The sequence below is a fragment of the Nocardia sp. NPDC047654 genome, assembly GCF_043205035.1.
In the GTDB taxonomy this organism is placed as follows: domain Bacteria; phylum Actinomycetota; class Actinomycetes; order Mycobacteriales; family Mycobacteriaceae; genus Nocardia.
Genome location: NZ_JBIDDF010000005.1, coordinates 211,677 through 224,108, shown reverse-complemented (window position 1 = coordinate 224,108; position 12,432 = coordinate 211,677). Strand labels below are relative to the sequence as shown.

The following is a 12,432-nucleotide window of genomic DNA, read 5'->3' as shown; positions in this document are numbered from 1 at the left end:
TTGCACGGCCAGGCGAACACGCTTGTGAGCGGACCCCAGCTGTTCCAACAGACAACGTATATGTCCCGCGTTGTCGGCGAGACGTGTGGTGCAAACAAGACGAGCGTACTGCTGCCCGAGTCCTCACCGCACGGGCAGCCCCCGGAGTGAGCTACGCCACCTTTGTTACCGATTGGTAGGTCGGCGACGGCTCCGAGCACCGTGAAGGGCGTTCGCGCAACCGCCGTCGCCGCCATGATCCGCCTTCCGTCCGAGCCCGGCAACCATCCGGCAGACGACGAGGTCCGCGCGGCCTCACCGGCGTCGCGCGGACCTCGTTCGCGGCGGATCAGACCCCGACCGGGATCCGTGCCCCCTCCTCGGAACCTTCGATGAGGTTCTCCGGCCGGTCCCGGATCATCAGCGCGATGATCGGGACGGCCGCGAGGAAGAACCCGGCGCCGACATAGAAGGCCACGTCGTAGCTGTGGATCGCGGCCCGCGCGGCCAGATTGTCGATACCCGGGTTGTCCTGCGCGAAGGACTTCGCGACTTGCACCGAGATCGTGGTCAGCAGCGCCGTCCCGACCGCGCCGCCGACCTGCTGCGCCGCGTTCAGCAGCGCGGAGGCGACGCCGGAGTCCTCTTCCTCGACCTGATGCAGCGCGACTGTCTGCATCCCGACGAACAACGGACCCATACCGAGCGCGATGAGCACCTGCGCGGGCAGCACCCCGGCCAGGAAACTGTCGCCGTAGCTCAACTGGGCCAGCAGCAGCAGGCCGATGACGCCCAGCACGGCGCCGGCCAGCATCAGCGGACGCGGGCCGAGCTTCGGCAGCAGAGCGCTGGTCACACCCGCCGAGATCGCGATGCCCGCCGGGAAGGGCAGGAACGCGAAGCCCGCCTTCAGCGCGGAGTAGCCGAGCGTGATCTGGAAGTAGAAACTCAGGAACAGGAACATCGCGAACATCGCGATCGGGATGAGCAGCGCGGCGAGGAAGGCGCCGCCGCGGTTGATCTCACCCGGGATGTGCAGTGGCAGCAGCGGGTTCGAGGAGCGGCGTTCGATCGCCACGAAGGCGACGAGCAGAGCGAGTCCGGCGACGAGCAGCCCCAAGGTGCTGCCGGCCAGCCAGCCGTCGTCGGCGGCGCGGCTGAAGCCGTAGACGATGGCGATCAGGCCGAGCGTCACCGTGACGGCACCGGGCACGTCATATCCCCCGCGGCGCGGCGCCGGCACGTCCTTCGCCACCCATGCCAGCGCCCCGACCAGCGCGAGCAGCGCGATCGGCGTGTTGACCAGCAGGCACCAGCGCCACGACGCGTACTCGGTGAGCGCGCCGCCCGCGATCAGGCCGAGCGCCGCGCCGCCCGCGGAAATGCCCGCGAACACACCGAACGCGGTGGCCCGCTCTCCGGGCTCGGTGAAGGTCACCGACAGCAGCGAGAGCGCGGCCGGGGCCAGCAGCGCGGCGAACGCACCCTGCAACGCGCGCCCGGCGAACAGTTCCGCCCCGGTTTGAGCGAGCCCGGCCAGCGCCGAAGCACCCGCGAAGCCGATCAGGCCGACGATGAAGATCCGGCGGCGGCCGAGGTAGTCGGCCAGCCTGCCGCCCAGCAGCAGCAAGCCGCCGAAGATCAGCGTGTAGGCGGTGAGCATCCATTGCCGGTTGCCGTCGCTGATGTCGAGATCACGCTGCGCGAACGGCAGCGAGATAGTCACGATTGTGGCGTCCAGCACCACCATGAGCTGGGCTAATGCGATCACTGTCAGCGCGAGCCAGCGCGCTGAAGCGGCCGTTTTCCGCGGCGCGTGCGCCGCTGTCCCGGGTTCCGTCACGGTCGTCTCCTCGTCCTTCGATGTCGGAAGCCATCCTGTCATCGAGCGACATTTGTCGTCAAGAGAAAAGTGTCGTACTACGACATTTGACCGTTAAGGACAGGAAAACAACAGGTTGCGTTACCATGGGGTCATGCTCGAGTCATCGACGCCGATGGGCGCGAGCGCTGCGGCCGACCGCGCCGCGAGCGCCCCCGCGACCCCAGGGCTGCGCGAACGCAAGAAGCAGCAGACGAGGTTGCGCATCATCGCGGCCGCCCTGGATCTGTGCGACACGCAGGGCTTCGACGCGACCACGATCGAGCAGATCGCCAACGTGGCGGACGTCTCGCCGCGCACGATCAACCGCTATTTCGAGAGCAAAGAGGACATCGTCCTCGGACCGGTCCAGGATTTCGGGCGCACGATCGCCGAGACGCTGCGCGAGCAGCCACGCACGGGTAACGAACTACAGGCGCTGCTCGCGGCCTTCCTGCACGTGGTCGATCAAGCCGCCGAGGGTGGCGAGGCCGACCCGTTGTCGTTCCGGCAGTTCCAGAAGATGCAACGGATCCTGCGCAGCAGCCCTTCGGTCAGCGCGCGCAGCATGGAACTCGCCGACGACAAGAACACGGCGATCGCGGCGGTGGTCGCCGAGCGCCTCGGCACCGAACCGGACGCGCGCGCGGTGCGGCTCCTCGTCGGCACCTGGCAACTGATCGGCCACATCGGCATGGAGTGCTCCGACGATGCGTTCCTGGACGAGGACCTGGCGACCGCGACCAGGGCGGGGCGCACCGCGTTCACCGAGGCGTACGACGAATTCGTACGCACCTGCTGCGGGGCGGCGACCGTCGCGGACCAGTGAGTTCGGCGGAGGATTTCGGACGCCGACCGCCCGCCGGTTATGATGCCGGGCAGGTTATGAGTACCAGCGCCAAGCCCCGGCTCGCTGGTCGGCAACCCTCCAACCGCGGTGGGGTGCTCCGGGTGATGACCTGGCTCCCGAGAGTCGGGAGCAAGCGCGTAACAGGAGGTCGCCGGCATGTGTTGTTGTTCGTTACCCACACACCGCTAACCCTTGCTGTACCGGCGAACACCTTTTGGGAGCAAACCATGAGTGAATTCACCGCGCCCGGGACCGAGCAGGACCCGGCAGCGCCGTACAGCCGCGTGGCCGCCACCGTGGACATTCCGGGCGATCTACGCGCCTGCTTCGCGACGGCGGCGACGTGACCGTGAGCACCGAACCGAGCACGCGGACCTCCGGCAACGTCCTGCCGCCCCCGGATGGACAGCTCGGCGCCATCGCCATCGGGGACGTGCGACTGGAGAACGGCGCGGTCATCCCGGACGTCCACCTCGCGGTGCAGCGCTGGGGCGAGCTCTCCCCCGGCCTGGACAATATCGTGCTGGTCGAACACGCGCTCACCGGCGACTCGCACGTCGTCGGCAAGTCCGACGACGTGCACGAGATGCCCGGCTGGTGGGACGGCATGGTCGGCCCGGGTGCTCCGCTGGACACCGACGAATGGTGTGTGATCGCGACGAACGTGCTCGGCGGCTGCAAGGGCAGCACCGGGCCGTCGAGTCCCGCGCCGGACGGGAAACCTTGGGGCGCGCGATTTCCCGAGATCTCCATCCGCGATCAGGTGACCGCCGAGGCCGCTCTGTTCGACCTGCTCGGTGTCGAGCGGCTCGCCGCCGTTGTCGGCGGTTCGATGGGCGGCATGCGGGTGCTGGAGTGGATGGTCGGCGCACCGGAGCGGGTCGCGGCGGCGCTGGTGCTCGCGGTCGGCGCCCGCGCCACCGCCGACCAGATCGGTACCCAGACCACCCAGATCGCGGCGATCAAGGCCGATCCGGACTGGCAGGGCGGCGACTATCACGGCACCGGCCGCGCCCCGCTGACGGGCATGGCCCTGGCCCGGCGGATCGCCCACCTGACCTACCGCACCGAATTCGAACTCGACCACCGGTTCGAGAACAAGCCCCAGGGCGACGAAGACCCGTGGCACGGCGGCCGCTACGCGGTGCAGAGCTACCTGGACCACCAGGCCGAAAAGCTGTGCAAGCGCTTCGATCCCGCCACCTATGTGCTGCTGACCGAGGCGATGAACCGGCACGACGTGGGCCGGGGCCGGGGCGGCGTCGAGGCGGCGCTCGCGGCGACGCCGGTGCCGTGCGTGGTCGGCGGCGTCGACTCCGACCGGCTGTACCCGCTGCGGACCCAGCAGGAACTCGCCGATCTGCTGCCCGGTTGCGACGGATTGGAAGTCGTGCACTCCCGCGACGGGCACGACGGATTCCTCACCGAGGCGGCGGCGGTCTCGAAGCTGCTGACCGAGACCATGCGACTGGCCCGGGCGGGTGTGCGACCCGAACGCTGAAGATCCGCCGCGCCGAAGCGTCCGCGCGCGACGTTCCGAGCACTGTCTGCCCCACGCTCAGAGCGCCGCGCCTCGTCGCGCCGCCTCGATCCGGTTGATGTTGCTTTCGATCCAATCCCGCAGCGCCGCGATCGGCGTGCGCAGACTGTGGCCGAGGTCGGTGAGGGTGTAGTCGACGCGGGGGGGAACCGTCGGATGCACTGTGCGCGTGACGAATCCGTCCGCCTCCAATTGCCGCAGAGTTTGCGTCAGCATCTTCTGGGAGATGCCCTCGATGCGGTTGCGCAGATCGGTATAGCGCATGGTGCCGTCCGCGAGTGCGTCGATGATCAGCACCGTCCATTTGCCCGCGATGTGGTCGAGAACCTCCCGCGTAGGGCACTTCGCGGAGTACACATCCGCGGGGAGACCGGAACCTTCGAGGTATGTGGGCACCTTTCGGAGTGTAGCGCACTATTTAGTGCCTTCTTCCTATTCGAGGGTCACTCTCCGATAGTAAGAATCATGGAAACGCAGACACTTTCGATTGCCGAAGCCATTCGAACCCGCCGCACCGTCCGGCATTACCGGGCCGATCCGGTAGCGCCGGAGCTGCTCGAAGAACTCCTCGACCTGACCATGCAGGCCCCGAGCGCCTGGAACATGCAGGACCGGTCGGTTGTCGTGGTGACCGGCGAAGCCGGCCGCCGCGCCCTGCACGAAGCCGCGTTCGGTCAGCCCCAACCGCTCGAGGCGCCGGTAGTGCTGGTTTTCCTCGCCGATGTCGACGCCTGGCGAGCGGGCAACGCCGATATCGCCGAACTCGCCGGCCGCAGCGGCGCGTGGAACGCCGACTTCACCGCCATGTTCGACACCCGCGCGGAGTACCACGCGCTCGAACGGCACGGCCTGCTGCGGGAGAATGCGGTGAAGAACGCGATGATCGCGGCCACCTACACGATGCTGGCGGCCACCGGCCTCGGACTGGCCTCGGCCCCGATGAACGGGTGGGACGCCGAACTGGTGAAGCAGGCCGTCGGTGTCGGCGATCGTGTCGATCTGGCCGTCGCGGTCCTGGTCACGGTCGGTTACAGCGACACCGTTCCACCCCATCCCGGCCGCCGGCCGCGCGAGCGGACGGTTTTCGCCGAGCGATACGCGGCCGCCCGCTGACCCCGCTGGGCGTCCCGCCGGGGCGCCCTTCCCGAGCGGTCAGCCGACGCCGAGCGTGTTGATCGTGGCCGCCAGGAACAGGATGCTCGAGCCGAGCAGCGTCAGCGCACCCACATCGAAAGGCTTGCTGCGCACCGCGAGCAACCCGACCCGCGCGGTCGGCAGGCACAGCCGGAACGCCGCCGCCAGCAGCGTCGCACCGCCGAAGAAGAACGCCCCGCGCCGCCACCGATCGGACGCGACGAAGACCACCGCCACAACCATGACCAGCGTCACAACCACCATCGGCAGATGGGAGCGCAGAAACTGCGCCCCCGCACTGCGGCGCCCGGAGATAGGCGCGTCGGCATCGGTCACCCCCCGATTCTTGCAGACCACCCCCGTCGGCCCGCCGGAGGTCACCGAGCCCGATCGGAACCAGCCCGATTCCTAGCGGCGAGTGGCACACGGCTGCGGCGAATCGCGAGTAGATCCCTCAGCTGTGTGCCACTCGCGGGCTGTCCACGGCGCTGATAGGCGTTCGAAAGTGGTTGTAGGTCAAGTTGGTTGGATGGCCCGGAAGGTTGGGCGCGTTCGGCAGGCTGGCATCATTCCATCATGATCATGCGACGACTCGCCCTGCTCGCGTTCGCAGCACTTCCCATGGCGCTCGGCTCCGGGGCCACCGCCACCGCGACACCTCCGCTGTCGCCTCCGGTCCTCGAGGAGGTCTTCTCGGTCCCCGGAACCGTATCGGCGAAATTCCACAACCCGAACGCCGAGGGTGTGTGCTGGGTGTACAACGACGACACCGGAGAGATCTTCGGTGGCAACAACCCCACGTCGTTCGCCATCGCGGACGGCAAGATGGTCCAGACGTCGCTCGGCAACGGAGCCTTGCCCGCCGGCCGGATGCGCGTGCGTGGCGCATGCGCCTGGGAACGACCCACCGGCGATCCCCGCGACGGCGACACGTCGACGACGGACGTCGTCACCGTCGACGTGGTCGGCAAGCCGAGCACGGGCAGCTTCGGCTGACCCCTGGCCGACAGACTCCGGGCGGGCGTCGGCAGCGCCTGACGCCCACCTGATCGACCGGCACCCGTGTTCCATCTGATGTTCCACGAGCCGTGCATCACTATTCACAGAACGTCAGCCACGCCGGAGCGCCCGGCGCAAGGCAGGGTAGTGCGCAGTCAACGCTATAGCGTGTGGTTTTCACTACAATCAGACCCATGACCGCAGCGTTCGAGTACGAAGATCTACATCGTCTGGTCGATCGGCTCACCCCGGACCAAGCGCATGCGCTGCGGGCTGTCGCGTTGCAGTTGGTCGTCACCGATACCGCTGAGCGAAGCCCGGTCACCGAGCCGCCAGGCGAGCGGCGTCGGCACCTTTCGTTTGCCGGCATGATGCACGCAGAGCCGGATCTGGCGGCAAGGTCTGAAGAGTTGCTCCGCGAGGAACGCGGTAGGCACGTCGAGTGATCGTCTGCGACACAGGCCCGCTCGTCGCTGTGCTCAACAAGAACGACGCGGATCACCGACGCTGCCTTGATCTCCTCGAGACACACCCCGGGCCGCTGCTGGTTCCAGGTCCAGTTCTCGCGGAAGTCTGCTATTTCTTGGAAACGCGGGTCGGTCCTTCGGCAGAGGCGAGATTCTTGGAATCTATCGCGAACGAGGAAATCGAACTCGTCGATCTCACTCCGGGCCGATCTTTTGCGGATGGCCGAGTTGGTGCGGAAGTACGCCGACTTCCCGCTCGGCGCTGTCGACGCCGCTGTCCTGGCCGTCGCCGAACGGCTCGGCGTGAGGGAAGTCGCAACATTGGATCGCCGACACTTCACCGCGGTCCGAACCAGTCACCCGGTTCCGCTCCGACTGTTACCCGACTGACCGACGAGGTCGTGGCTCCGCCGACCTGATTGACTGGCACCCGTGTTCCATCTGATGTTCCACGAGCCGTGCATTCCGCCGAATACCGGCAACGCGATCCGGTTGGTCGCGGGGACGGGGTGCCATCTGCATCTGATCGAGCCGTTGGGGTTCGATCTATCGGAGCCGAAGTTGCGCCGGGCCGGGTTGGATTACCACGATCTGGCGTCGGTGACGGTGCATGCGAATCTGGCGGCGGCGTGGGAGGCGTTGCGGCCGGAGCGGGTCTTCGCGTTCACGACGCAGGCCACCACTCGGTTCACGGAGGTGGCCTACCGCGAGAACGACGTACTGCTGTTCGGCACCGAGCCCACCGGCCTGCCCGCGGAGGTGCTGGCGGACCCGCACGTCACCGACCGGCTGCGCATCCCGATGGTGCCCGGCCGTCGCTCCATGAACCTCTCCAATGCCGCCGCGGTGACCGTCTACGAAGCCTGGCGTCAACTCGGCTTCCCCGGCGGCGTCTGATCCGCTCCGTCCATGTCGGTGCGGAACCCACCGCGAGACAGCGTGTTCAGGGTAGGTCGATCTCGAATCGTTTGAAGCGCGATGTCGCGCCCGCCGCCAGCCGGACGGCGGACTTGGCGACTCCGAAGTGTTCGGCGAGCAACTCGATGGCCGCCTTGTTGGCTTTGCCCTCGACGGCCGGAGCCCGCACGTACAGGTGCAGGCTGCCGTCGTCGAGGGTTTCCACCAGCGGGCCCTTACGGCTGTTCGGTTTGATCGTCGCCCTGACCACCGTCGGCACGCTCGCCTCCTGCGCTGGTTTCCGCGCCTTCGGCGGCGCCGCTCGCGGACTTCACGGGCGCTGATTCTTCCGCACCCGAGGCTGGCTTCCGACGGCGGCGCACCAGGCGCACGATGCCCCACAGCACGGCGGCCGACACCGCCAGGAAGCCGAGCCACGGAATCGCCTTGCCGCTGAACACGACCGCGTCCCGCAGCCAGTCCACCAGGGAGTTCCAGCCGGAGACGATGCCGTCCCAGAAGCTGTCGGGTTCGTCGCCGGGCTTCTTCTGATCGGTGGTGATCTCGATGGTCAGCGTGGACAGGGCGACCTGGTCGTCGAGCCGCCGCTTCTGCGCGGTGAGGCTGTCCAGTTCGCCCTGGCGGCTGGACAGCGCCTGTTCGGCGGCGAGCAGGTCGGAGGTGCTGGTGGCGCCCGCGATGAGCGCGCGCAGCCGCTCGACCGAGGCTTGTAACGCCTTGATCCGCGCGTCCAGGTCCTCCCACTGCATGGTGACGTCGTCGCGGTTGGTGGTGACCCGGGTGACCTGCCCGACCCCGCCGAGGCCCGCGATGAACGCGTCGGTCTTGTCCGCGGGCAGCCGGACGACGAGCGTGGCGCTGGGCTCGGTGTCGTCGGTCCCGGGTTGCTCGGTGCGGCTGTCGACCCGGCCACCGGCGGCGCGCACCTGGTCGATGATCGTGCCCGCCGCGGCGACGGGCGCGCCCGCGGTGATCTCGACACTGCCGGTGACCACTTCCTTGCGCAGGGACACGGGCTCGCCGCCGGAGTTGTTGTCCCGCTTGGGGGGCGCCAGTTCGTGTGCTCCCGGCGGCACGAGCGCGGGGGCGGCGGGCCCGGTGATCGCCGTCGACGTCCGGTCTCGAGCGGGCTGGGGGTTATCGGCACCGCAGCCGGCGAGCAGACTCAACCCCAGCACGCCGACACACAGCACAGCAAGCTTCCTCATGCCTGGCACAGTAGCCTTTTGCACTGCGCGAACAGCCCCGCATAACCGTTTCCTAGAACGCTTCTAATACTTCTTTAATGCACCGGCTCAACGGAAGTCGCGCGACTTGGACGCCATCCGCAGATCCATGCGCTGTAGATGTTCGGCGACCACGCTCACCACGCCCTCGGCATTCTGCACCCGGCCGCGGATGAGCAGAGCGGCAGCGCCCTGGGCGAGACGCCGGTACCGCCGCCACAGCCCCAGTGAGCAGACGATGTTCACCATGCCGGTTTCGTCTTCCAGATTGAGGAAGGTGACGCCCTCTGCGGTGGCGGGACGCTGCCGGTGCGTCACCGCGCCGCCCACCAGCACCCGCGAGCCGTCGGGCACGGCCAGCAGGCCGGAGGCCGGTATCACGCCGAGCGTGTCGAGGTGCGGGCGCAGGAACTCCGTCGGATAACTGCCCGGCGAGACGCCCGTGGCCCACACGTCGGCGGCGGCCAGTTCCAGATCGCTCATCCCGGGCAAGGCGGGCGCGGTGGTGGCCGCGCCGGTACCGGGCAACCGGTCCGGGCGCTCGCCCGCGGCGGCGCCCGCCGCCCAGAGCGCTTCGCGGCGGGTGCTGCCGAGACTGCCGAGCGCGCCCGCCGTGGCGAGCGATTCCGCCTGGGCGACAGTGAGTTCCACCCGCCCGGTCAGGTCGAGGAAGGACGTGTAGGGCCGCTCGCCCCTGGCGGTGACGATGCGTTCGGCGAGGTCGTCGCCGATCTGACGGATCGCGGCGAGACCGAGGCGCACCTCGGTGCCCTTCGCCTCGAGGGTGGGCTCGGCCCTGCTGGCGTTGACGTCGGGGCCGTGCACCGCCACCGCGTGCCTGCGCGCGTCGGCGACCAGCGACTGCGGCGAGTAGAACCCCATCGGCTGGGCGCGCAGCAGACCCGCGCAGAAGGCGGCGGGATGATGCAGTTTGAACCAGGCCGAGTAGTACACGATCGCGGCGAAGCTCTGCGAATGACTCTCCGGGAAGCCGAAATTGGCGAAGGCGTAGAGCTTCTCGTAGATGCGGTCGGCGACTTCGCCGGTGATGCCGTGACGCTCGCGCATGCCCTGGTAGAGCCGCGCCTCGAGGCGCTTCATGCGTTCCGGTGACCGCTTGGAGCCCATGGCGCGGCGCAGTTGATCGGCTTCGACGGCGGTGAATCCGGCGACGTCGACGGCCATCTGCATGAGCTGCTCCTGGAACAGCGGCACGCCGAGCGTGCGTTCCAGCGCGTTCTTCAGCGCCGGATGGTCGTAGACGACGTCCTCCACACCGTTGCGCCTGCGGATGTAGGGATGCACCGAACCGCCCTGGATCGGGCCGGGACGGATCAGCGCCACCTCCACCACCAGGTCGTAGAAGCTGCGCGGCCGCAGCCGGGGCAGGGTGGCCATCTGCGCACGAGACTCGACCTGGAAGACGCCGACCGAGTCCGCGCGCGAGAGCATCTCGTAGACCTCGGGTTCGGCCAGGTCGAGCGAGTGCAGCTCGACGGTCTCGCCTTTGTGCTCGCGCACCAGGTCGATCATGTAGTGCAGCGCGGAGAGCATGCCGAGGCCGAGCATGTCGAACTTCACCAGATCGATGCCCGCGCAATCGTCCTTGTCCCACTGCAAGACGCTGCGGCCGGGCATGCGCGCCCATTCCACCGGGCAGACGTCGGCGATCGGCCGGTCGCAGATCACCATGCCGCCGGAGTGGATGCCGAGATGCCGCGGCAACCCCTCGATATCGGCGGCCAGTTCCAGGACCTCGGCGGGGATGTCGGTGTTCGTCTCGGCGCCGACCCCTGTCCAGCGGCTCACCTGCTTGCTCCACGCGTCCTGCTGACCGGGCGAAAAACCCAGCGCCCGCGCGGCATCGCGCACCGCGGACTTGCCGCGATAGGTGATCACGTTGGCCACCTGCGCGGCGTACTCGCGGCCGTACTTGCGGTAGACGTGCTGGATCGCCTCTTCGCGGCGGTCGGATTCGATGTCGACATCGATATCCGGCGGACCGTCGCGCTCCGGGGAGAGAAAGCGCTCGAACAGCAACTGGTTGCGCACCGGGTCGACATTGGTGATGCCGATCGCGTAGCAGACCGCGGAGTTGGCCGCCGAGCCGCGACCCTGACAGAGGATGTCGTTGTTCTTGCAGAAGCTGACGATGTCGTGCACCACCAGGAAGTAGCCGGGGAATTCCAGCTTGCCGATCACCGCGAGTTCGTGCTCGATCTGCCGGTATGCCTCCGGGTTCTCCTCCGGCGGCCCGTAGCGCGCCGCGGCGCCTGCCATGGTGAGTTCGCGCAACCAGGACTGCTCGTCGTGTCCGGCGGGCACGTCGAAGGGCGGCAGGTGCGGGGCGATCAGCTTCAGGTCGAAGGCGCATTCGCGAGCCAGTGCCGCCGCGTTCGCCACCGCCTGCGGGCAGTCGGCGAACAACCGCGCCATCTCCGCCCCGGACCGCAGGTGCGCGCCGCCCGCCGGGGCCAGCCAGCCCGCGATCTCGTCCAGGCTCTGCCTGGCCCGGATCGCCGCCAGCGCCATGGCTCGACGGCGCTGGCCAGGTGCGGCGAAATGCGCCCCGGTGGTGGCGAGCACGGGCAGGCCGAGACGATCGGCCAAGGCGATGAGGTGAGCGTTGCGCTCATCGTCCTCCGGGACGCCGTGATGGGTGAGTTCCACGCTCACCCGGTCGGTTCCGAAGCGGTCGGTCAGGCCACGCAGCGCCGCTTCCGCGCGCTCGAGCCGGGTGTCGCCGCTGCGTAAATCGAGCTCGAGCGCCTGGCGCAGGTGACCCTTCCGGCACCCGGTCAGGATGTGCCAGTGCCCATCGGCCGCCGCGGTGAGCGTATCGAGGTCGTAGCGCAGGATGCCTTTCTCTCCGGCGGCCATGTGCGCGGCGGCGATCTCGCGGGAGAGCCTGCGGTAGCCCTCCTGGCCACGAGCCAGCACCAGCAGGTGCGGCCCGGCCGGGTCCGGCGCGCCGGTGCGCGGCGCCGAGTCGGGCGCGGCGGCGTGCCCGCGCGCCGTGCCGGAAACGTGGGGTTCGGATGCCGTGCCGAGCGACAGTTCGGCTCCGAAGACAGTGGGCATCCCCCACTCCTTGGCCGCCTCGGCGAAGCGGACGGTGCCGTAGAAGCCGTCGTGATCGGTGAGCGCGATCGCCGCCAAGCCGAGCCGCACCGCCTCCTCCACCAGCTCCTCCGGATGGCTGGCGCCGTCCAGGAAGCTGTAGGCCGAATGCGCGTGCAACTCCGCGTACGGGACCGGCGGTTCCGCGGCGCGCAGCACCGGCTCGGGCCGGTACTCGCCGCGCTTGCGCGACCACGCCGGGCTGTCGCCGCCGTCGCCCTGGACCACCCCATCGGGATTCGTCCGTCCGGAGCGCCCGGACAGCACCCGCTCCATCTCCGCCCAGCTGGGCGGACCGTTTCCCCAGCCCACAACTCACCTCCTCTTCTCGAACATAC

General features: G+C 68.7%; 13 protein-coding genes and 1 riboswitch. Of the genes, 7 read left to right on the top strand and 6 right to left on the bottom strand.

Annotated features, from left to right (window positions below; all coding sequences use genetic code 11):
• Positions 1-328: 328 nt before the first annotated feature.
• Positions 329-1,822, bottom strand: a complete 1,494-nt coding sequence (locus tag ACGF7Y_RS18165) for an MFS transporter (protein WP_393235042.1) — start codon at positions 1,820-1,822, stop codon at positions 329-331.
• Positions 1,823-1,955: 133 nt separating this feature from the next.
• Here ACGF7Y_RS18165 and ACGF7Y_RS18160 point away from each other — a divergent pair, with 133 nt between their 5' ends.
• Together ACGF7Y_RS18160 and ACGF7Y_RS18155 are read left to right on the top strand one after the other, a co-directional pair.
• Positions 1,956-2,669 (top strand): TetR family transcriptional regulator, encoded by a 714-nt coding sequence (locus ACGF7Y_RS18160; RefSeq protein ID WP_357044899.1) that lies wholly within the window; start codon positions 1,956-1,958, stop codon positions 2,667-2,669.
• A 52-nt stretch (positions 2,670-2,721) separates the two neighbouring features.
• Positions 2,722-2,832: riboswitch (SAM riboswitch) on the top strand.
• A 201-nt stretch (positions 2,833-3,033) separates the two neighbouring features.
• On the top strand, positions 3,034-4,191 hold the full coding sequence (locus tag ACGF7Y_RS18155) for a homoserine O-acetyltransferase (protein WP_393235038.1): 1,158 nt from the start codon (positions 3,034-3,036) through the stop codon (positions 4,189-4,191).
• A gap of 57 nt (positions 4,192-4,248) precedes the next feature.
• Here the strand turns inward: ACGF7Y_RS18155 and ACGF7Y_RS18150 are convergent, their stop codons facing one another.
• Positions 4,249-4,626, bottom strand: a complete 378-nt coding sequence (locus ACGF7Y_RS18150) for a helix-turn-helix domain-containing protein (protein WP_040864986.1) — start codon at positions 4,624-4,626, stop codon at positions 4,249-4,251.
• A gap of 69 nt (positions 4,627-4,695) precedes the next feature.
• Between ACGF7Y_RS18150 and ACGF7Y_RS18145 the strand changes: the two genes are divergently transcribed.
• On the top strand, positions 4,696-5,343 hold the full coding sequence (locus tag ACGF7Y_RS18145) for a nitroreductase family protein (protein ID WP_393235034.1): 648 nt from the start codon (positions 4,696-4,698) through the stop codon (positions 5,341-5,343).
• Positions 5,344-5,382: 39 nt separating this feature from the next.
• Here the strand turns inward: ACGF7Y_RS18145 and ACGF7Y_RS18140 are convergent, their stop codons facing one another.
• The gene (locus ACGF7Y_RS18140; protein WP_245559786.1) at positions 5,383-5,628 is read right to left on the bottom strand and encodes a DUF3017 domain-containing protein; all 246 of its coding nucleotides are present in this window, start codon (positions 5,626-5,628) and stop codon (positions 5,383-5,385) included.
• A 312-nt stretch (positions 5,629-5,940) separates the two neighbouring features.
• Between ACGF7Y_RS18140 and ACGF7Y_RS18135 the strand changes: the two genes are divergently transcribed.
• From ACGF7Y_RS18135 to ACGF7Y_RS18120, 4 genes are all read left to right on the top strand, one after another.
• Positions 5,941-6,360, top strand: coding sequence for a hypothetical protein (locus tag ACGF7Y_RS18135; protein WP_393235031.1), 420 nt, complete (start codon positions 5,941-5,943; stop codon positions 6,358-6,360).
• A 197-nt stretch (positions 6,361-6,557) separates the two neighbouring features.
• The gene (locus ACGF7Y_RS18130; protein ID WP_393235028.1) at positions 6,558-6,809 is read left to right on the top strand and encodes a hypothetical protein; all 252 of its coding nucleotides are present in this window, start codon (positions 6,558-6,560) and stop codon (positions 6,807-6,809) included.
• Positions 6,806-7,249, top strand: a complete 444-nt coding sequence (locus tag ACGF7Y_RS18125) for a type II toxin-antitoxin system VapC family toxin (protein WP_393235026.1) — start codon at positions 6,806-6,808, stop codon at positions 7,247-7,249. The genes ACGF7Y_RS18130 and ACGF7Y_RS18125 overlap by 4 nt, the downstream gene beginning before the upstream one ends.
• Positions 7,250-7,262: 13 nt before the next feature.
• Positions 7,263-7,727, top strand: a complete 465-nt coding sequence (locus ACGF7Y_RS18120; protein ID WP_062973267.1) for a tRNA (cytidine(34)-2'-O)-methyltransferase — start codon at positions 7,263-7,265, stop codon at positions 7,725-7,727.
• A gap of 46 nt (positions 7,728-7,773) precedes the next feature.
• Here the strand turns inward: ACGF7Y_RS18120 and ACGF7Y_RS18115 are convergent, their stop codons facing one another.
• From ACGF7Y_RS18115 to ACGF7Y_RS18105, 3 genes are all read right to left on the bottom strand, one after another.
• Positions 7,774-8,007, bottom strand: coding sequence for a DUF167 domain-containing protein (locus ACGF7Y_RS18115; protein ID WP_040864983.1), 234 nt, complete (start codon positions 8,005-8,007; stop codon positions 7,774-7,776).
• Positions 7,964-8,956 (bottom strand): DUF4349 domain-containing protein, encoded by a 993-nt coding sequence (locus ACGF7Y_RS18110; RefSeq protein ID WP_393235023.1) that lies wholly within the window; start codon positions 8,954-8,956, stop codon positions 7,964-7,966. The genes ACGF7Y_RS18115 and ACGF7Y_RS18110 overlap by 44 nt, the downstream gene beginning before the upstream one ends.
• 87 nt (positions 8,957-9,043) lie before the next feature.
• On the bottom strand, positions 9,044-12,406 hold the full coding sequence (locus ACGF7Y_RS18105; RefSeq protein ID WP_393235021.1) for an error-prone DNA polymerase: 3,363 nt from the start codon (positions 12,404-12,406) through the stop codon (positions 9,044-9,046).
• Positions 12,407-12,432 lie beyond the last annotated feature (26 nt).